Annotated in this window: 16 protein-coding genes and 2 pseudogenes; all 18 read right to left on the bottom strand. The window is 45.6% G+C overall.

Translation table 11 applies throughout. The features are described 5' to 3' along the window. Positions 1–30 precede the first annotated feature (30 nt). On the bottom strand, positions 31–948 hold the full coding sequence (locus ACSJJG_RS02990) for a DMT family transporter (protein WP_481088429.1): 918 nt from the start codon (positions 946–948) through the stop codon (positions 31–33). 221 nt (positions 949–1,169) lie between these two features. After that, the gene (gene accA, locus ACSJJG_RS02985; RefSeq protein WP_481088428.1) at positions 1,170–2,129 is read right to left on the bottom strand and encodes an acetyl-CoA carboxylase carboxyl transferase subunit alpha; all 960 of its coding nucleotides are present in this window, start codon (positions 2,127–2,129) and stop codon (positions 1,170–1,172) included. Positions 2,130–2,141: 12 nt separating this feature from the next. Beyond that, complete coding sequence (gene dnaE, locus ACSJJG_RS02980; RefSeq protein ID WP_481088427.1) at positions 2,142–5,624, bottom strand: DNA polymerase III subunit alpha; 3,483 nt, start codon at positions 5,622–5,624, stop codon at positions 2,142–2,144. A 22-nt stretch (positions 5,625–5,646) separates the two neighbouring features. Next, positions 5,647–6,237 carry a ribonuclease HII gene (gene rnhB / locus ACSJJG_RS02975; protein ID WP_481088426.1) on the bottom strand — a complete coding sequence of 197 codons (591 nt, stop codon included), beginning with the start codon at positions 6,235–6,237 and terminating at the stop codon, positions 5,647–5,649. After that, positions 6,237–7,420 (bottom strand): annotated as a pseudogene (lpxB, locus tag ACSJJG_RS02970) (lipid-A-disaccharide synthase). Before lpxB ends, rnhB begins: the two are co-directional and overlap by 1 nt. Before the next feature lie 4 nt (positions 7,421–7,424). Then, positions 7,425–8,222: an acyl-ACP--UDP-N-acetylglucosamine O-acyltransferase gene (gene lpxA / locus ACSJJG_RS02965; RefSeq protein WP_481088425.1), complete on the bottom strand. Its 798-nt coding sequence runs from the start codon at positions 8,220–8,222 to the stop codon at positions 7,425–7,427. Positions 8,223–8,225: 3 nt separating this feature from the next. Then, on the bottom strand, positions 8,226–8,678 hold the full coding sequence (gene fabZ / locus ACSJJG_RS02960) for a 3-hydroxyacyl-ACP dehydratase FabZ (protein ID WP_193851774.1): 453 nt from the start codon (positions 8,676–8,678) through the stop codon (positions 8,226–8,228). 164 nt (positions 8,679–8,842) lie between these two features. Then, positions 8,843–9,871, bottom strand: coding sequence for a UDP-3-O-(3-hydroxymyristoyl)glucosamine N-acyltransferase (lpxD, locus tag ACSJJG_RS02955; RefSeq protein ID WP_481088424.1), 1,029 nt, complete (start codon positions 9,869–9,871; stop codon positions 8,843–8,845). 4 nt (positions 9,872–9,875) lie between these two features. After that, a complete protein-coding gene (gene skp / locus ACSJJG_RS02950; protein WP_481088423.1) occupies positions 9,876–10,373 on the bottom strand; it encodes a molecular chaperone Skp in 498 nt (165 codons plus the stop codon). 72 nt (positions 10,374–10,445) lie between these two features. After that, a pseudogene (bamA, locus tag ACSJJG_RS02945) lies at positions 10,446–12,826 on the bottom strand (outer membrane protein assembly factor BamA). Positions 12,827–12,860: 34 nt separating this feature from the next. Continuing rightward, a complete protein-coding gene (gene rseP / locus ACSJJG_RS02940) occupies positions 12,861–14,213 on the bottom strand; it encodes a sigma E protease regulator RseP (RefSeq protein ID WP_481088422.1) in 1,353 nt (450 codons plus the stop codon). Between the two features lie 9 nt (positions 14,214–14,222). After that, on the bottom strand, positions 14,223–15,086 hold the full coding sequence (gene cdsA / locus ACSJJG_RS02935) for a phosphatidate cytidylyltransferase (protein WP_481088421.1): 864 nt from the start codon (positions 15,084–15,086) through the stop codon (positions 14,223–14,225). A 9-nt stretch (positions 15,087–15,095) separates the two neighbouring features. Further along, positions 15,096–15,788 carry a polyprenyl diphosphate synthase gene (gene uppS, locus ACSJJG_RS02930; RefSeq protein ID WP_481090359.1) on the bottom strand — a complete coding sequence of 231 codons (693 nt, stop codon included), beginning with the start codon at positions 15,786–15,788 and terminating at the stop codon, positions 15,096–15,098. Positions 15,789–16,110: 322 nt separating this feature from the next. Further along, complete coding sequence (gene ispC / locus ACSJJG_RS02925; protein WP_481088420.1) at positions 16,111–17,307, bottom strand: 1-deoxy-D-xylulose-5-phosphate reductoisomerase; 1,197 nt, start codon at positions 17,305–17,307, stop codon at positions 16,111–16,113. A 173-nt stretch (positions 17,308–17,480) separates the two neighbouring features. After that, positions 17,481–18,038 (bottom strand): ribosome recycling factor, encoded by a 558-nt coding sequence (frr, locus tag ACSJJG_RS02920; protein ID WP_481088419.1) that lies wholly within the window; start codon positions 18,036–18,038, stop codon positions 17,481–17,483. 171 nt (positions 18,039–18,209) lie between these two features. Then, the gene (gene pyrH, locus ACSJJG_RS02915; protein WP_481088418.1) at positions 18,210–18,938 is read right to left on the bottom strand and encodes a UMP kinase; all 729 of its coding nucleotides are present in this window, start codon (positions 18,936–18,938) and stop codon (positions 18,210–18,212) included. 143 nt (positions 18,939–19,081) lie between these two features. Next, on the bottom strand, positions 19,082–19,939 hold the full coding sequence (gene tsf, locus ACSJJG_RS02910; RefSeq protein WP_481088417.1) for a translation elongation factor Ts: 858 nt from the start codon (positions 19,937–19,939) through the stop codon (positions 19,082–19,084). Between the two features lie 168 nt (positions 19,940–20,107). Continuing rightward, entirely contained in the window at positions 20,108–20,833 is a 726-nt protein-coding gene (rpsB, locus tag ACSJJG_RS02905) for a 30S ribosomal protein S2 (RefSeq protein ID WP_481088416.1), read from the bottom strand. Between the last annotated feature and the right edge of the window lie 109 nt (positions 20,834–20,942).

Here is a 20,942-nt window from a genome sequence, read left to right as displayed (position 1 = left end):
ATGGAACCAAACCTTTCTTCATTTTCCTGATCAATCCTCAATCAGATCATCCATTAATTCATTTTGTTCAGAATTCTTTCTCTTAGCACTGATGCAGAGTAATCCAGAAATGATAACCAGCGCTAACCCAACCACATAGGCAGGGACAAACGCATCACCAAAAAACAGGATAATCCACATCATCGACAAGACGGGTGATAAAAATAAGATTGAGGCAACCTTATGGGAATCAGGGCCATTCATGGCCTTAAACCAAATAATATAAGAGATTCCATTCAGTATAATGCCGTTAAGTAACGTTGGCATCAGTGAATCACCGACAGGCAAGTTAATTCTGCTAAAAGCAAACATAAATACCGCAGAGACTAAGGTAGAACAAGTGAATACCCAGAATGTACTAATATAGGGATCAATAGCAAATTGCCTCGATAATACCGACATTAATGCAAAACAAAATGATCCACTAAATACCAGCAATAATGCCTGCGGATGCTCCACCGCAATCTCGGTAATATTTCCTTTCGTGAAAGTGATCACAACAGCCATAAAGCCCATTGCAATGCCAATCATCTGCTTGATCGTTAATTTTTCTTTAAACAAGAAAAATGACAATCCAATAATCATTAACGGCCAGCTATATTGGATCACCAAAACAGCAACACCATTTTCAATGGAATAACCATAATAAAGCAGCAAATAGAAGAAACAATCCAAAGCACCTAAGATCAAAACCTTAAGCATAACGGGTAAAGGAATGAATAAAATGCCTTTCCAACTTCTCCCCATCATGAGAGCAACGACAAATACTGCTAAAACAGACAAAATATTTGACCAGAATAGATATTGGAAGTGATCCATTTCTTTCTGACCAAAACGCGATATAGAAGGAATAAAGCTCCAGATAAACACACAAGAAAACGCATAAATAATATATTTATATTTGGCCATAGAAAAACTCAACTTATTATTTTAAAGCCCAGCCCACAAGGCACCCATTCCATCCCAATATCATTGGGCATGATAATATTAGATCCTATATATGCCGTGATGATTTCGCCCTCACAAACAGCAAAACAGGTGGAAATATCAGGGAGTTATCACTCCTCAATATTTCCACCTGATAAATACTTTCAACCCGCTATTAGCGATTAAAAACTTTCAGTCAGATCTTAGCAGTAACCGTACTGCATTAAACGCTCATAACGACGGTTAACTAATTCTTCACTGTCCAGTTCACTCAATTCAGAAAGATCAGCCAACAATTGAGCCTTCAATGTTTCAGCGATTTCTTCATAGTGACGGTGCGCTCCGCCCAATGGCTCAGGAATAACAGTATCAATCAGATTCAATTCTTTCAGACGTGGTGCGGTATTCCCCATCGCTTCAGCCGCCAATGGTGCTTTTTCAGCGCTTTTCCACAAAATGGAAGCACAGCCTTCAGGAGAGATGGTAGAAAAGGTGCTGTATTGCAACATGTTGACTTTATCACCAACACTAAGCGCCAATGCACCACCAGAACCCCCTTCACCAATCACTGTACAGATGATAGGGACAGAAAGATGAGACATTTCACGCAGGTTACGTGCAATGGCCTCTGACTGACCACGCTCTTCTGCACCTACCCCAGGATATGCACCAGGAGTATCAATGAAAGTAATGATTGGCAATTTGAAACGTTCGGCTGTTTCCATCAATCTCAGAGCCTTACGATAACCTTCCGGCGATGGCATACCAAAATTGCGGCGGATCTTTTCTTTGGTTTCACGCCCTTTCTGGTGGCCTATCACCATGACAGGACGGCCATCAATACGCGCTAACCCTCCTACAATGGCTTTGTCATCTGCATAAGCACGATCACCCGCTAATTCTTCAAAGTCAGTAAATATGCGCTGAATATAATCCAGTGTATAAGGGCGCAGTGGATGACGTGATAGCTGGGAAATTTGCCATGCCCCTAAATCAGCGAAAATTTTGCGAGTCAGCTCTAGGCTTTTTTCCCGCAGGCGCTGGACTTCTTCATCCAGATTGATATCTAGCTTTTCATCTTGACGGCTAACTGCGGTAAGCGAATCAATTTTCGCTTCCAGCTCGGCAATCGGCTGTTCAAAATCCAGAAAATTCAGACTCATAATGTTCCTATTCTAGTCAAATTCTAATTCTACCTGCTCATTACCCAGCAGAGTGCGCAGATCGGTCAAAAGGGTGTCTGTTGGCGTTACCCGCCATGTCGCCCCGAATCGTAAACGAGCGCGGGCATCTACCCGCTGGTAATAAAGATGAACCGGTATCGTACCTGAACGGTGTGGCTCCAATGCTCCACGAAGACGGCTCAATAATTGTGCATCAATTTGCCTGTCTGATAACGAGATAGCAAGCCCACGTGCAAATTTTTCACGTGCTTCACTGATATCCATTAATTCACGAACTGTCATTTTAAGCCCACCGCTGAAGTCATCAAAGCTGACTTGTCCGGTAGCAATCAAAATCTTGTCCTGTTCCAATAAATGCTGATACCTTTCCAACGCATCAGAAAACAGCATGATCTCCAGACGTCCTGAACGATCATCCAATGTACTGATACCAATCCGGTTTCCCCGTTTGGTCGTCAATATTTTGGAAGCTAATACCAAACCTACCACCGTTGTTAGCTGGCCACGAGGTGTCGGGTTCACATCTTTTAGACGCAATCCATTGGTATATCGTTCAATCTCTTTCAAATAACCTGTGATTGGGTGTCCAGTTAAGTACAAGCCTAATGTTTCCCGCTCACCATCCAATACCACTTGATCTGGCCATTTCGGGGTGCTGGCATAGGAACGCTCAACTTGTTCTGGTTTTTCAGCTAACACACCAAACATATCTGTTTGACCCGTGGCTTCGGCTTTGGCATGTTGATCCGCTGCTTTCAGTGCTCCTTCCAGGGAAGACATCAGTGCTGCACGATGTGGTCCCAACCGATCAAAAGCACCGGACATGATCAGTTTTTCCATCACACGACGGTTTATTTTTTTGATATCAACACGTGCGCACAGGTCGAATAGCTCTTTGAAATGCCCCCCTTTCTGTCGGGCTTCGATCATCGCTTCAATCGGCCCTTCACCCACGCCTTTAATCGCGCCAATGCCGTAAACAATTTCTCCGTCATTATTGACATGGAAATGATACAAGCCACTATTAATATCAGGAGGAAGAACTTTCAGCCCCATGCGCCAGCATTCATCCACCAGCCCAACGACTTTTTCGGTGTTATCCATATCCGCTGTCATCACGGCAGCCATAAATTCTGCCGGATAGTGGGCTTTTAGCCATAAAGTCTGATAAGAAACCAGCGCATAAGCTGCGGAGTGAGATTTGTTAAAGCCATAACCCGCGAATTTCTCCACCAAATCGAAGATCTTCATGGCGAGCGTACCATCCACGCCCTGTTTTACCGCTCCCTCTTCAAATACCGACCGCTGTTTAGCCATCTCTTCTGGTTTTTTCTTACCCATCGCACGGCGCAACATATCTGCCCCGCCAAGGGTATAACCGGCCAACACCTGTGCAATCTGCATCACCTGTTCCTGATACAGAATGATACCGTAAGTTGGCTCCAATACAGGTTTTAAGGATTCGTGCTGCCATTCAACATCAGGATAGGAGAGTTCTTCCCGTCCATGTTTACGGTCGATAAAGTTATCTACCATGCCTGATTGCAACGGCCCGGGACGGAACAGTGCCACTAATGCGATCATGTCTTCAAAACAGTCAGGGCGCAGACGTTTGATTAAGTCCTTCATTCCGCGAGATTCAAGCTGGAACACGGCCGTGGTTTCAGAGCGTTGCAGCATATCGAAACTTTTCTGATCATCCAGCGGAATAGCTGCGATATCAATCGGTTCCAACCCTTTCCTTGCACGACGTGCATTCACCATCTCAAGCGCCCAGTTGATGATGGTCAGGGTTCTCAGGCCAAGGAAGTCAAACTTAACCAAGCCTGCGTATTCCACATCGTTTTTATCAAACTGGGTAACCGGGTTTTGCCCTTCTGGATCACAGTAAATTGGTGCAAAATCAGTAATTTTAGTAGGTGCAATCACAACACCACCGGCATGCTTACCTGCATTACGAGTGACACCTTCCAGTTTGCGCGCCATGTCTATCAGCGCTTTAACCTCTTCATCCGCTTCATAAATTTCAGGGAGCTGTGGCTCAGCGACAAAAGCTTTTTCCAGTGTCATACCCGGATCAGAAGGCACCAGTTTCGATATTCGATCCACAAATCCATAGGGGTGCCCAAGTACACGCCCAACATCACGGATAACCGCTTTCGCCGCCATCGTACCAAAAGTGATGATCTGCGATACCGCATCTCTTCCGTACATATCTGCAACGTGATCGATAACCTGATCACGTTTTTCCATACAGAAATCGATGTCAAAATCTGGCATGGAAATACGTTCAGGGTTAAGGAAACGTTCAAACAGCAGATCGAATTCCAGCGGATCGAGGTCAGTAATTTTCAACGCATAAGCCACAAGGGAGCCGGCACCAGAACCTCGCCCTGGGCCAACGGGAACACCGTTGTCTTTCGACCACTGGATAAATTCCATTACGATCAGGAAGTAGCCAGGAAATCCCATCTGGTTGATAACGCTCAGCTCAATATCCAGACGCTCATCATATTCTGGACGTTTTTGCCCCCTGACGTCTGGATCGGGATAGAGAAATTCCAGACGCTCTTCCAACCCTTGCCTGGATTTTTCAATGAGAAAGTCTTCAGTGCTCATTTCTCCCGTCGGAAATTGTGGCAGGAAATACTCACCAAGACGGATCGTGACATTACAGCGTTTAGCAATTTCTACGCTATTTTGTAGCGCTTCAGGAATGTCTGAGAAAAGCTCGCACATCTCCCGTTCACTGCGTAGATATTGCTGAGGGCTGTAATTTTTAGGACGTTTCGGATCAGACAGTGTATAACCATCGTGGATAGCAACCCGAATATCATGGGCTTCGAAGTCTTCGCTTTCAAGAAAACAAACTTCGTTGGTTGCCACAACAGGAAGATTTTTTTCTGACGCCAGCGCCACAGCCGCATGAAGATAGTTTTCTTCATCCTGACGTCCGGTGCGGATCAACTCAAGGTAATAGTTGTCAGGGAAATGTTCCTGATAAAAATCGAGACATTGCTCCACCATAGCACGATTGCCACGCAGCAGGAATTTACCCACATCCCCCATGCGCCCACCCGACAGCAGGATTAACCCTGTTTTGTATTTCACCAGCCATTCCCGCTGGATAGTCGGGCCAATCGCGCCATAACCTTTTTGGTAAGCCTCAGAGATCAGCAAAGTCAGATTTTGGTAACCTTCATTATTACGGGCAAGGATCGTCAGATGGGCATACTCATCCCCCAACAAATCACTTTCCACATAAAAATCTGCACCAATAATTGGCTTGATACCGGCTTCGTGGGCACTGCCATAAAACTTCACCAATCCACATAAGTTGGTAAAATCCGTGATCGCAAAAGCTGGCATCCCCAATTTGGCGATTTTTTTCACCAGTGGGCCGGTCTTAGCCAAGCCATCAATCATTGAATAATCACTGTGAACACGTAAGTGTACAAAACGTGGTTCTGTCATAATCTGCCCAGATACACCCATTTTATCTAAGACCTAGCGCCCGTTTAACTGGCGCAAAACTTTTACGATGATGCTCCGTAGCGCCCAAAGAAGCCAGTTTTTCCAGATGCAGGGCGGTTGGATAACCTTTATGTTTCGCAAAGCCGTAGTCAGGGAACTGCTTATCCAGCTCTGCCATTTCGCTGTCACGTGTTACTTTGGCAAGAATAGAGGCAGCACTTATTTCTGCAACCAGATTATCGCCCTTAATGACGGCCTGGGCTGGCATGGCTAACGCCGGACAGCGGTTGCCATCAATCAGCACATAATCTGGTGTGAGTGCCAACCCTGCAACGGCTCTTTGCATAGCCAGCATCGTGGCATGAAGAATGTTAAGCTGGTCGATTTCTTCCGGTTCTGCACGACCGAGGTTCCAACATAAGGCTTTTTCTTTTATTTCCCAATACAGTGCTTCACGGCGTTTTTCCGTGAGTTTCTTGGAATCCATTAGACCTGCAATAGGGTTGCGCGGATCAAGAATAACCGCCGCAGTCACGACAGCCCCCACCAGTGGGCCACGCCCAACTTCATCAACACCGGCAATCAAATTCGCCTGTGGATAAACAAAATCCATTATCTTCTCGCTAATTCCAGAACGGCTTGTGCAGCCTGTTCATCGGCATCACAGCGAATGCTTTCATGTAAATGGAAAAACGTTTGTTGCAACGCTTCCACATCTGCACCACCTTGTAAAAGAGGCAATAACGCCTCTGACAACGCTTGTGGTTCGCATTCATCCTGTAGTAATTCTTTGACTAATTCTTTTCCCGCCAGCAGGTTAGGCAAGGAAACATACGGTGTTTTCACCAGTCGTTTTGCCAGCCAGAATGTAAAAGGTTTCATTCTATAGCCCACCACCATTGGGCTTTTGGCCAGCATACACTCCAGTGCAGCCGTACCGGATGCAAGTAAAGTCGCATCGCTGGCAATCATGGCTTCACGCGCTTTGCCATCCAATAAATGGAGCAGCAAATCCGGTGCTATCTCGTTTTTAATGCGCTGAAACTGTTCACGCCGTTTGGCATTAACCAACGGAACCAATACATGTAAGTCGGGAAATTTTCCCGCAATAATTGGGCGGTTTTTAAGAAGTCAGCACTGAGCATCTCGACTTCAGCATGACGACTCCCCGGCAATATTGCCAAACAGTGAGCAGCCAATGGAATACCCAGAATTTTTCTGGCGGCGGCTTTATCGGGTTGCAAAGGCATCGCATCTGCCATTGTGTGCCCGATAAATCGGCACGGAACGTTAAATCGATCGTAAAAGGCTTTTTCAAAAGGTAAAAACGCCAATACCAAATCCGTTGCCCGCCCCATTTTAAACACGCGTTTCTGACGCCACGCCCATACCGATGGGCTAACGTAATGGATCGTTTTAATTCCCTGCTGTTTAAGCCTGCCTTCCAAAGTAATGTTAAAGTCAGGCGCATCAATGCCAATAAACACATCAGGCTTCAACGCGGTAAAACGTGCGGTTAAGTCTTTGCGTATTTTCAACAAACGGGGCAAACGTCCCAGCACTTCGACTATCCCCATGACGGCCAGCTCTTCCATCTCATACCAGGCTTCACAACCTTCTGCCTGCATAAGAGGACCAGCAACCCCCACAAAACGGGCGTGCGGAATTTTTGCTTTCAATGCACGAATTAGCCCTGCCCCAAGGATATCACCGGAAGTTTCTCCGGCGACCAAACCAATTGTCAGCGGGCGCTGATTATCAACAGAAGAAAAGGTAGTCAAAGGAGTATCCTTCATCTACTTAACGAATGATGCCACGGCTGGATTTTGCGGAATGTTCCAGAAAATCACTGAATACTTTCACATGCGGGCTGTTTTCCGCTTGGAGATCAATCTCTTTTTTGGCTTCTTCCAATGTTTTTCCGCTGCGATAAAGCGTCTTATAGGCATTACGAATGGCATGCAGAGATTCTTTGTCAAACCCACGGCGTTTCAGGCCTTCGATATTCAATCCGAAAGGGGTTGCATGGTTTCCCTGTGCGATGATGTAAGGAGGAATATCCTGAGCAACGCCGGAACAGCCACCAACCATCACGTGGGAACCAATTTGACAGAATTGATGCACCGCCGTCATGCCACCAATAATGACATAATCACCCAGAATAACATGCCCGCCCAATGTACCGTTGTTCGCAATTATACAACGATCACCAATGATACAGTCATGGGCAATATGGGCGTTGATCATCAACAGATTGTCACTGCCAACTTTAGTCACGCCCCCACCCTGCACAGTGCCTCTGTGGATAGAAACACTTTCACGAATGCGATTACGGTCACCAATTTCAACACGGGTCGGTTCACCCTGATATTTGAGATCCTGATTGACCTCCCCAATAGAGGCAAATTGATAAATCTGGTTATCACGACCAATCTTGGTTATCCCATTAACCACAATATGGGATTTTAATTCAGTCCCTTCACCAATCTCAACTTGGGCACCGATATAACAAAATGGGCCAATGCGAACATTGGCACCAATAACAGCACCTTCTTCAATAATGGAAGAGGGATGGATAATAGCGGTCTTATCAATCATGGATTAAGCCTCACGACGGCGAGCACACATCATTTCAGCTTCGCAAGCCACTTCTCCATCGACTTTCGCTACGCCCCTGAAACGCGCAACACCGCGACGTTCTTTAATAAATTCTACTTCCATGACCATTTGATCACCCGGCAGAACCGGACGCTTGAAGCGAGCACCATCAATCGCGGCAAAGTAATACAATTCACCCGGCCCCAGTGATCCAACACTTTTGAACGCCAGAATGCCGGTAGCTTGTGCCATAGCTTCAAGGATCAAGACACCAGGAAAAATGGGCTTACCAGGGAAGTGTCCCTGAAAGAATGGTTCATTAAATGAGACATTCTTGACTGCGCGCAGAAATTTACCTTCCTCAAAGTCTAAGACGCGATCTACCAACAAAAATGGGTAGCGGTGAGGCAGTAAATCTAAAATCTCTTCAATTTGCAGAGTATGATTATCACTCATCTAAATACTCTTCCTGTCATATAAGTATCATAATATTAACGACACGGCCTGCGTTAACTCCAAATTCAGAGCTATCAGGCAGGCCGCAAAAAAATCAAAAGCACAACCAAAAATGCTAATTAAAAACGTTTAACCAAAAATGTCTATCCAAAATGCGGGGATGATTACTCGTTTTCACCTTCTAATCGGCGTTCAACTGACTTCAACCGCTTATTCATCTCATTGATATTCATGACTAAAGCGGTAGTTTTGCGCCAAACATTGTTCGGTTGTAACGGGATACCCGACGAGTACACTCCAGGCTCTGTAATTGGACGTATCACCATGCTCATACCCGTCACGGACACTTTATCACAGATTTCAATGTGCCCATTAATGACACTGGCGCCACCAATCATACAGTAACGGCCGATTTTCAAACTGCCCGCCATAACGACGCCACCCGCCACTGCGGTGTTGTCTCCAATCGTTATGTTGTGGGCAATCTGGCATTGATTGTCTATGATAACACCGTTACCGATGACTGTGTTATCCAATGCACCGCGATCAATTGTCGTGCAAGCGCCGATTTCAACGCGATCCCCGATGATCACTGTGCCTAACTGGGGAATTTTAATCCAATTTCCACGCTCATTGGCATAACCAAAACCATCAGAACCTATAACAGCCCCTGACTGGATCAAGCACGATTCACCGATTTCAACATTATGGTATACCGAAACATTGGCCCAAAGACGGGTTCCCGCACTAATCCGCGCATTTTTTCCAATAAAGCAACCTGCACCAACGATAACATTGTCACCCAGCACAACGCCGGATTCGATAACCGCATTTGCACCAACTGCCACATTTTGGCCCAATACCGCCTCAGAAGAGATAACGGCTGATGGGTGGATATCCTGCGCAGGTTTCGGTGTGGTATCCATAAGTTGCGCCATGCGGGCATAGGCAAGGTAAGGATCATCAACAACCAGCGCAGCAACCTTGCAGTGAGGGAGGTCTGCTTCACGCAGCACAACAGCCGCCGCCTGACATACAGCCAGTTTGTCAGTATAGCGACTATCGGATAAAAATGTAATTTGCTCGTTATTTGCTGAATACATCGGTGCAATATTGGTGATGACGATATCGCCATCACCATGCAATTGCGCATTCAACTGCTGAGCGAGATCAGCTAATCGAATTGAAACCATCTACTTACTTAACCTGTTTCATTACTTCTGCGGTAATATCTTTACCAGACGCAGAATACACAGCGGTATTCGCATCCAGAACCAGATCGTAACCTTCTTTACCCGCAATCACTTTAACTGCATCCTGAATGCGGTTGAGAATTTTACCACGTTCTTCCATCTGACGACGGCGGTTGTCGTTTTCAAAACTTTGCGCTTTCTGAGCAAAGTCATCACGTTTCGTCATCACTTCTTTTTCCAATTTTTCGCGTTCACTGGCTTTCATGGTTGAGCCATCACGCTGTAATTTTTGGATTTTAGTTTGCAGCTCAGATTCCATACGCTGTAATTCGGTTGCGCGGCCTTTAAATTCGTTTTCCAACTGTTTTGCCACAGCTTCACGGGCAGGTAACTGTTGAAAAATTTCAGCAACGTTCACTAAAGCAATTTTATCTGCCGCCTGCGCACCCGTAGAAAACGCTAATGCTATACCCAAACCTGCTGCACACAATATTTTCTTCACTATAAACTCCTTTGACCTACGCTATTTTTACATATTAATAATAGGGCGATTTTTACCAAAAATGATTAAAAATTACCAAACGCTGCCAATATTGAACTGGAACTGCTCCGCTCTATCACCGGCATATTCCTTAATTGGCTGTGCATAAGAGAAGCTCAGTGGCCCTAATGGTGACATCCATTGCAGAGCAATACCGGCCGAAACACGGATGTTATTTGGCTTGCTGTAGTCTGGCATCCCCGCTGCGTAAGTCTTATCCCAATTGGTATCCCACACTGTTCCCGCGTCCACAAATAGCGAAGTCCGCAGGGAGTGGGCATATTTAGCATCCAGGAACGGTGTCGGGGTAATCAGTTCGAAACTCGCAACCGCCGTCGCGTTACCTCCCACGGCATCACGGGATGGGCTATTTGGTTTATCACTTTTTTCATCTAAATAAACCGCTTTCGGGCCAATATTATTCGATCGGAAGCCACGAACACTGCTGGAACCACCGGCATAAAAGTTCTCATAGAATGGCATTTCCTTGCCACCAAAACCGCCACCATATCCCAGACGTGTACGCCCCATCAGTACCCATGCGTGATTATCATCTAATGGATAATAAGCGGTTGAGTTCCAAGTGATTTTATAGAACTGGTTGTCTGAACCAGGAATGGTCACTTTCGTATCCAGAGAGGATTTCAGGCCAGATGTCGGGAAGAAACCACGGTCAAGATTGTTGTAAACCCATCCTACTGTGACGGTGAAGTCATTAGAATCAAAATTCGCCTTATCTTTAAAATTTGGATGTTTACCCATTTTATTCCAATAACGCCACATCGCTCTCTGTGGTCGCATATTAGACAGAGAGTTATGGATATAACCCAGTCTAAATGACAGGCCGTTATTTTCATTCAATGGGAAGCCGAACATTCCCTCAGTACCGTATGCTTTATTGGTATAATTAGAAGATCAGCATCATCGGCGCGGAAATCGTTATAGAACAAACGCCCCCCCAAACTGACACCATCGACGGTAAAGTAAGGGTTAGTCATCGATAAATCAGCCGATGTTGAATAGTCATTTTTACTGGCGTTGATGCTCACAGAGTTCCCTGTTCCCAGCCAGTTGGCCTGTTGGAGTCCAACCTGGAAACCCATGCCACTTTCCGTGCCGAAACTAACACCAAAGTTCATAGAACCCGTATTGCGTTCTTTGACTTTGTAAACCACGTCAACCTGATCTGGGCTGCCTGGTACGCGTTCCGTTTCCACATCAACAGAGTCAAAATACCCTAATCGATTGAGGCGTTCTTTACCCTGTTCAACCAAATCACTCCCCAGCCATGAACCTTCCATCTGACGCATTTCACGGCGCAATACGGAATCTTTACTCACATCGTTGCCTGAAAAACGGATCTTACGCACATAGAAGCGATTGCCAGCATCAACATTCACATGCAGCTTAACCGTCTTATCGGAGTCATTGATTTCAGGTTGTGTCATTACGCGAGGATAAGCATAACCGTGGCGACCAAGCAGGTTTTTGATGGCGGTTTCCATCTTGGTTACTTCTGCACCATTATACAGCGAACCTGGTTCGATTTTAGTCAATTCTTCGATTTGGGACTGGTAACCCGCTAAATTACCATTCAAATCAACCCCTGCGATTTTATACTGATCGCCTTCGGTGATATTGACAGTGACATAAATACCTTTCTTATCTGGCGTCAGGTTAACTTGAGTCGAGTCAATATTGAAACGAGCATAGCCTCGATCAAGATAAAAACTACGCAAGGTTTCAAGGTCACCTGCCAATTTTTGTTTCTGGTATTTCTGGTCAGCCGTCATGTTCCACCAGGGAACATCATCCCTAAGTTGGAACTGGTTAAGCAATTCATTGGTTGAGAAGGCTTTATTACCAACAATATTAATTTGTTGGATCTTGGCAGAAACTCCTTCAGAGAAAACGAGCTTCAAATCAACACGGTTACGGGGCAGTGGCGTGACAACGGCTTTTACTGTCGCATTGTATTTACCAACACTGTAATAGAAATCTTCCAGCCCCTTCTCAATATTAGACAGCATAGTACGGTCAAGGGCTTCACCAACACGAACGCGAGAGGCTTCAAGGTTTTGCTTGAGCATGTCATCTTTCACCGATTTGTTGCCGGTGAAAGTAATACTAGCGATGGTTGGCCGTTCTTTTACCTGAACAACAAGTGAATTGCCATCACGTAAGACACGAACATCTTCAAAGTTTCCAGTTGCGAACAGTGAATGAATCGTGCGGCTAATATCTTCATCACTAACCGTATCACCCACTCGAACTGGCATGTTCAGTAATGCTGCACCAACGGTGACGCGTTGAAGACCGTCAAAGTGAATGTCCCGAACTACGAATCCGTCTGAACTGTATGCGGTGGCGCTGCCGAACAGCAGCGACGCTATGAGCAACTTTTTCATCGCCATCGTTGTTATGCGTTTTCCTAACCGGTCTCCCACCTTAAAAGCGAGAGAAATCATTGAAAAGTGCAAGCCCCATTAATAACACCAGTAATATAGCACCAATGCGATAACTGAAGTCTTGTACACGCTCGGAGACTGGCCCCCCCTTGATCTTTTCGATAGCAAGGAAAAGCAAGTGTCCACCATCTAGTACAGGTAATGGGAACAAATTAATGATCCCAAGATTGACGCTAATCAGCGCCAAAAACATTAAATAATACACCAAGCCAGAATCAGCCGATACTCCTGCGCCTTTGGCAATGGAAATCGGGCCGCTCAGGTTATTCAGTTTTAAGTCACCCACAACCAATTTGCCGATCATATTGACAGTCAGCTTCATTAATTGCCAAGTCTTGTCTCCTGCCTCATAAATGGCAGAAAAAGGTCCATATTGCTGAATAACCTTGTATTCATCCGCCAATGGAATGATTTTCAGTTCGATACCAGCAAACCCCTCTTCACGGCCGTTGGATAATTTTCTGACTTCAGGAGTCAGGGACAAGGAGAGCATTCCCCCCGCTCTCGCAACGTCCAATTTTAGAGGAGTATTAGGATTCTTCCTGACAAAAGATGAAAAAGTGTGCCATACATCTACATCTTGATCGTTGACTTTAACGATCCTATCCCCACTTTGTAAACCCGCTTTTTCAGCGGTTGAAGCAGGATAAACTTTTTCCACTTGCGAACTCAACCGTGGTACAACAGGCATAATTCCCAAAGACAGCAAAACATCCTGCCTGGACGGATCAAAGGTCCATTTACTCAAATCCAGTGTTTTCTGAACATTATCAAGTGCGTTCAGAGGCAAAACGGCCATAGTGACTGATGTCGCCCCCACTTTACCTATCATGGCAAGACGTACTGAATTCCAATCAGGAGTTTCGATACCATTAACGGCTTTTAGTTCCATTCCAGGCAAAATATTTGCCTGTGCAGCAATCGAGTTTGGCTTAATATCCAACACTACCGGACGTACAGATGGCACGCCAATCACAAAAACCAGCCAATAAGCGATCACCGCCAGAATGAAGTTTGCGATTGGCCCTGCGCTGATAACTGCTGCCCGCTGGCCAATAGTTTTGTTATTGAATGCCATATGACGACGTTCGGGAGCAACTTCCCCTACCCGCTCGTCGAGCATTTTGACATATCCACCAAGGGGGATAAGAGCGATAACGTATTCAGTTCCCTGTTTATCTGTACGACGCCAAAGCACCTTGCCAAATCCGATGGAAAAGCGTTCAACATAGATACCGCATCGTCTGGCAACCCAAAAATGACCAAACTCATGCACTGTGATGAGAACACCCAAAGCAACAATAAATGCAGCCAGACTCCAGAGAATATCCATTACGTACCTTCAGAGAATAAATCCAGAAGAAATCAACATAACCAGCCCAGCAAACACTGGAACTGCCGCAGTCAGACTATCAACCCTATCCATGACACCGCCATGCCCCGGAATCAATTGACTACTGTCTTTGATCCCAGATTCCCGCTTGAACATACTTTCAGTCAGATCACCAAAGACCGAGGCAACCACCACCACCGTAGAAATCAGCAACAAATGTTCTGGCATCGCGGGGACAGGGGCAAATTTACCGAACAACCACGAAATCAGTGCAGCCGTTAATAATCCCCCCACCACCCCCTCAAGCGTTTTACCTGGGGATACTTTTGGGGCCATTTTATGTTTACCCATGGTACGGCCAAAAATATAAGCGCCTGAATCGGCAGCCCATACCAACAGCATGACGTACAGCAACCACCATGCGCCATCATAGGGATTATTTTCATAGCTCTGAGTACGCAGTACCATCATTCCACAATAAAATGGCACGATAGTCATAACCCCGAACAGCAGACGCAAGGCAACCGACGATTTCCAGATGGAAGCAGAAGCCGGATAAGTCACCACCAATAAAATGGCGACCACCCACCAAAGCATGCCAGCCCACAATAGGTATACAATTTGTGGTTTCTCAATGAGGTGAGAAAAATCCGACAAAGAGTACTGCAAGGCCAATAGCCCGACAGCAAATAACACAGCCAGCGTAATGCGCTTAACTTGAGTGAAAAGACCTGCAAATTGACCCCATTCCCATGCAGCAAGTGCTGAAACAGCAATAACAACCAATCCAAACCCTGCTGGGGAGAGGAAAAACAGCGCTACAATAACAAGTGGAATCAATATCAACGTAGTTAAAAGACGGTACTTCAGCAAGTTCTCCTCCTATGATCCCACTTCGGCATCGTCTGGTGTTCCGCCAAATCGGCGTTCTCGTTTGGCAAAAGCATTAATCGCACCTTCAAAAACAGTTTCATCAAAATCAGGCCAAAGTATATCGGTAAAATACAATTCTGCATAAGCGATCTGCCAGAGCAGGAAATTACTGATACGATGTTCGCCTCCGGTCCTAATCACCAGATCCACTTCAGGTTGCTGACTTAAATTGATGAAGTCATCAACTGTAGTCTCGGTAATCTCTTCGGGAGATAATTCATTGGCTTCAATCTTTTCCGCAATTTGTTTAAAACTCTGAACCAGATCCCAACGACCACCATAGTTAGCAGCAATATTAAGCTGTAATCCGGTATTGCCTGCTGTCAATTCAACAGAACGGCGGATACGCTCCTGCAACCGTAAGCTAAAACGACTGATATCACCAATCACAGACAATTTCACATTGTGTTTATGCAGGTTCTTTACTTCATTATCGAGAGCAAAAACAAACAACTCCATCAATGAACTGACTTCCTGCTGTGGACGATTCCAGTTTTCGCTGCTAAAAGCATATAGCGTCAGTGAATTAATATTATGTTTCACTGAAAAACTCACGGCACTTCGTACGGCTTTAATTCCTGCACGGTGGCCAAAGACTCTTAATTTGCCCCGTTTTTTTGCCCAGCGACCGTTACCATCCATAATGATGGCGACATGTCTGGGTAACGTTGGCAATGAGTCATTATCACTGGGAGATATCACTCAAAATAATCCTTAAATAACTAAGCTGACTTTTTGGTAAACTCAATCACTTCTAAACATGAAAAAGCCGTGTTACGTGTCAACAAGTTAGCACGGATAGCACGGCTATTCAGGCACGACTGAATGAAAGCCTTTAACCTGTGCTTATCTATGATTAGAATGCAAGCACCAGATAATTGAAATGGCTATTATAGCAACTGTAATTTACCCGCGAACTATATCATTTGCCAAAACGCAAACCTATACTTATTAATAAAACTGGCTATTTGGCAATAGTGCTTATGGCTTCTCTCGCTAAGGCCCTGGCTATGTTATCGATTTCTAAGACCTCTTCGATACTTTGAGGTTCAGATAAATTTACTTTTTCAACGACCAACCGATTGATTGTCGCAATATCGGTGAAACGGATTCCACCTTGCAAAAAAACATCAACGGTTTCTTCATTTGCTGCATTCAACGCCGTTGTTGCCGCCTGCCCCTGGTGACAAGCCTCAATCGCCAGTTTCAAACAAGGATAACGCTGATAATCCAGGGATTCAAAAGTGAGCAAACTCAATTCGGTAAAATCCAATGGTTTTGCACCAGATGGAATACGATTAGGATAAGCCATCGCATAGGCAATTGGGGTACACATATCCTGCGTACCCAGTTGTGCGATGATGCTGCCATCCTGATAACGAACCATCGAATGAATGACCGATTGGGGATGCAATAATACTTCTATTTCATCTGCGGATGCATTGAACAGGTAACGCGCTTCGATATATTCCAATCCCTTGTTCATCATGGTGGCAGAATCCACCGAAATTTTACGTCCCATTGACCAGATAGGATGAGCACACGCTTCATCAGGAGTCACATTGGGCAGATTCACCAAAGGCGTCTTGCGGAACGGCCCGCCCGATCCCGTCAGGATAATGCTGGAAATACCGTGTTCTTTTAGGTTTGCCTTGCCAAGATTGTGCTGAACCCCCTCCGGCAGACTTTGGAAAATAGCATTATGTTCGCTATCAATCGGCAATAATTGCGCTTTGTATTGGACAACCGCATCCATAAACAGACGACCACTGGTAATCAAAGATTCTTTATTAGCCAGCAGAACTTGTTTTCCCTTGCGGATAGCGGCCAAAGTCGGCAATAAACCTGCGACGCCAACAATGGCTGACATGACTTGATCGACGTCTTCCAATGCCGCTAAATCACAAATAGCGTCTTTACCAAACAGTACTTCGGTTTGACTTCCCTGCGCCTGTAATAACTGACGCAGCGCTTTTGCTGACGGCTCATCTGCCATTGCGGCATATTGTGGGTGGAATTCCAAACATTGCTGTGCCATGACTTCAATATTTTTCCCGGCAACCAGTGCGATTACACTGAATTTCTCCGGGTTATTGCGGACAACAGAAAGCGTACTTTTCCCAATCGAACCCGTTGAGCCAAGAATAGTTAACCGTTTCATTTTAATACTCTAAGTATGCTACTGATATAAAATTGCAATGGAAAATCGCAACAGAAAATCGTCATAGTTTGAGCGGTGCAGATCGCTATGTCCATCGCTTGAGAAAGAAATGTGATACGAAGTGTAAAGAACAACGCCGCAAGAGCTGCGGCGTTGTATGCGTGAAACGGCAATTAGAAATCCATCAACTCAGTTTCTTTATTTGCCAGCGCTTCATCAATTTTCTTAATGAAGCTGTCAGTCAATTTCTGAATTTCATCTTGTGAACGACGTTCTTCATCTTCACTGATTTCTTTGTCTTTCAGCAGTGTTTTGACCTTATCGTTCGCATCACGGCGAATGTTACGGATGGAGACACGGCCCTGTTCCGCTTCCCCACGAACGACTTTAATAAGATCCTTACGGCGCTCTTCTGTCAGTGGTGGTAATGGAACACGGATAATGGTTCCGGCAGAAGATGGGTTCAGACCCAGATCAGAAGCCATAATGGCTTTTTCAATCGCCGCAGTCATAGAGCGATCAAATACCGTGATCGCCAAAGTACGGGCATCTTCTGCAACAACGTTTGCAATCTGACGCAATGGAGTCGCAGCGCCATAATATTCAACGCTGATGCCATCCAACAGGCTAGGAGAAGCACGGCCAGTACGAACCTTGCTAATTTGATTTTTCAGTGCTTCGACGCTTTTTTCCATGCGGTCTTGTGCGTCTTTCTTGATTTCATTAATCACGTTACAAACCCTTGGGAGATGGTTATTTTTTAGGCCACACTGCGTAAGTCATAGATAAATGAACCGAATACGCTACGACATATGTGACCCTGTGTCATTAAATTTGGCGCATCAGGACGCTGATCATACCGTCAAATTTCACCAATGTCTCTGAGCACGAACTGTGAAAAATCAGCCGTGAGAAATCAACGTACCTTCACTTTCTCCCATCACAACACGACGAAGTGCGCCTGGTTTGTTCATATTAAAGACACGAATTGGCAGATTATGGTCACGAGCCAGCGTAAAGGCCGCCAGATCCATCACTTTCAATTCACGCTCCAATACTTCCTGATAAGTGAGCTTATTGTAGAGAACGGCTTCAGGATCTTTTGCAGGATCAGCAGAATAAACGCCATCAACTTTGGTAGCTTTTAACACAACATCCGCTTCAATTTCAATGCCACGCAGACAGGCAGCGGAATCTGTTGTAAAGAACGGGTTGCCAGTACCCGCAGAGAAAATAACAACACGACCGTGGCGCAATAAGCTTATCGCCTCAGCCCAGCTATAATTGTCACACACGCCATTCAATGGGATGGCAGACATCAGACGAGCGTTCACATAGGCGCGGTGCAAAGCATCACGCATTGCCAGACCATTCATCACAGTCGCCAACATGCCCATGTGGTCGCCTACTACACGGTTCATTCCTGCCTCTGCCAAACCGGCACCACGAAACAGGTTACCGCCTCCAATAACGACACCGACCTGAATACCCAGCTCAACCAGTTCTTTGATTTCCTGAGCCATGCGGTCTAAGACACTGGCGTCGATACCAAAACCTTCTGTGCCTTGCAGGGCTTCTCCACTGAGCTTAAGCAGGATTTTCTGATATACGGGTTTTGCATTGGTTGCCATGGTGTTCAGTCCTAAGCAGATAAGGATATTGGGGATTTATTAAGATTTACTCAACTACTACACACCCACGCGATAAAGCCCAGATGTAAAAATTCATCATGAGATAAAACAGAACCGCCAATCGGCGGCTCCGTTCAAGAAAATTAAGACTGTTTGCTCATTGCAGCAACTTCTGCTGCGAAATCAGCTTCAACTTTCTCAATACCTTCACCAACTTCGAAGCGGATGAAGTTGATAACCTTAGCATTGTTTTCTTTCAGCAGATCGCCAACAGATTTGCTTGGGTCCATCACGAAGTTTTGGCCAGTCAGAGAGATTTCGCCGGTAAATTTGTTCATACGGCCAGAAACCATTTTCTCTGCGATTTCGCGAGGCTTACCAGACTGCATAGCGATATCCAGTTGGATCTGGTGCTCACGCTCAACAACGTCAGCAGGAACGTCAGTTGGGTTCACGTATTCTGGCTTGCTTGCCGCAACGTGCATTGCGATGTGTTTGATCAGTTCTTCATTGGCACCTTCAGCCGCAACCAGAACACCGATACGAGCGCCGTGCAGGTAAGAACCCACAGCTTCACCTTCCAGAATAGCAACGCGACGAATGTTGATGTTTTCACCAATTTTCGCGACCAGGCCAGTACGCTGTTCTTCGAACTTCGCTTTCAGTGCGTCGATGTCAGCGTTTTTGTCTGCCATAACAGAAGCAATAACTTCTTTACCGAACGCCAGGAAGCCAGCATCTTTAGCAACAAAGTCAGTTTCACAGTTCAGTTCAACGATTGCTGCGAATTTAGCATCAGCCGCAACTTCAACCAGAATAACACCTTCAGCAGCAACACGGCCTGCTTTCTTAGCCGCTTTTGCCTGACCTGATTTACGCATGTTATCGATAGCCAGTTCGATATCACCATTTGCTTCAACCAGTGCTTTTTTACATTCCATCATGCCTGCGCCAGTACGCTCACGCAGTTCTTTTACCAGAGCAGCGGTAATGTCAGCCATTTGTTTTATTCCTCGATGTGTCTCGCGGGAAGATAATACTCCGCGTGGAAAGTTCTATATCAGATAATAGTTCTATATCAGATAGGTAAAAGGGGCCTTGATAGGCCCCCTAACCAATATATTTCAATACCTGGTCAATAAGGGCTCAAACAAAATGAGCAGGCCTTATTATTCAGCGTCTACAAGACCTTCTTCAACCTGAACAGCCTGATCCTGAGAACGACCTTCACGAACAGCGGTAGCTGCCGCAGTCAGGTACAGTTTAACTGCACGGATTGCGTCGTCGTTACCTGGGATGATGAAGTTAACGCCGTCTGGATCAGAGTTGGTATCAACGATAGCGAATACAGGGATACCCAGGTTGTTTGCTTCTTTGATAGCAATGTGTTCGTGTTCAGCATCGATAACAAACAGCGCATCAGGCAGGCCGCCCATGTCTTTGATACCGCCCAGGCTGTTTTCCAGTTTGCCAAGCTCACGAGAACGCATCAGCGCTTCTTTTTTAGTCAGCTTGTCAAAAGTACCGTCCTGAGACTGAACTTCCAGATCTTTCAAACGCTTGATTGACTGACGAACAGTTTTCCAGTTAGTCAGCATACCACCCAACCAACGGTGGTTAACGAAGTATTGGTCACAGCTCAGTGCGGCTTCTTTTACGGCTTCGCTAGCAGCACGCTTGGTACCAACAAACAGAATCTTACCTTTACGGGAAGCGATTTTGTTCAGCTCTGCCAGAGCATCGTTGAACATTGGAACAGTTTTTTCCAGGTTGATGATATGAACTTTGTTACGAGCACCAAAGATGAAAGGTTTCATTTTTGGGTTCCAGTAACGAGTCTGGTGACCGAAGTGAACGCCCGCTTGCAGCATATCGCGCATGGAAACAGTTGCCATTTTAGACCTCTATAAAGTTAATTGGGGTTATGCCTCCACAGATCCCATGACACCGACTCATTAGCTGCGGGCTATTTGTAAAAATGAGCTAACCGCATAAGAGCACCCC

It is taken from the genome of Xenorhabdus sp. SGI 60, from assembly GCF_056632175.1.
This window is presented reverse-complemented; position numbering and strand designations above follow the sequence as displayed.

Excerpts from the sequence above, each read along its gene's own strand:
- fabZ (WP_193851774.1), bottom strand. The coding sequence starts at position 8,678 with ATGAGTGATAATCATACTCTGCAAATTGAAGAGATTTTAGATTTACTG.
- rseP (WP_481088422.1), bottom strand. The coding sequence starts at position 14,213 with ATGGATATTCTCTGGAGTCTGGCTGCATTTATTGTTGCTTTGGGTGTT.
- accA (WP_481088428.1), bottom strand. The coding sequence starts at position 2,129 with ATGAGTCTGAATTTTCTGGATTTTGAACAGCCGATTGCCGAGCTGGAA.
- pyrH (WP_481088418.1), bottom strand. The coding sequence starts at position 18,938 with ATGGCAACCAATGCAAAACCCGTATATCAGAAAATCCTGCTTAAGCTC.
- rnhB (WP_481088426.1), bottom strand. The coding sequence starts at position 6,237 with ATGGATTTTGTTTATCCACAGGCGAATTTGATTGCCGGTGTTGATGAA.
- ispC (WP_481088420.1), bottom strand. The coding sequence starts at position 17,307 with ATGAAACGGTTAACTATTCTTGGCTCAACGGGTTCGATTGGGAAAAGT.
- lpxA (WP_481088425.1), bottom strand. The coding sequence starts at position 8,222 with ATGATTGATAAGACCGCTATTATCCATCCCTCTTCCATTATTGAAGAA.
- tsf (WP_481088417.1), bottom strand. The coding sequence starts at position 19,939 with ATGGCTGACATTACCGCTGCTCTGGTAAAAGAACTGCGTGAGCGTACT.
- uppS (WP_481090359.1), bottom strand. The coding sequence starts at position 15,788 with ATGGATGGTAACGGTCGCTGGGCAAAAAAACGGGGCAAATTAAGAGTC.
- rpsB (WP_481088416.1), bottom strand. The coding sequence starts at position 20,833 with ATGGCAACTGTTTCCATGCGCGATATGCTGCAAGCGGGCGTTCACTTC.
- lpxD (WP_481088424.1), bottom strand. The coding sequence starts at position 9,871 with ATGGTTTCAATTCGATTAGCTGATCTCGCTCAGCAGTTGAATGCGCAA.
- dnaE (WP_481088427.1), bottom strand. The coding sequence starts at position 5,624 with ATGACAGAACCACGTTTTGTACACTTACGTGTTCACAGTGATTATTCA.
- ACSJJG_RS02990 (WP_481088429.1), bottom strand. The coding sequence starts at position 948 with ATGGCCAAATATAAATATATTATTTATGCGTTTTCTTGTGTGTTTATC.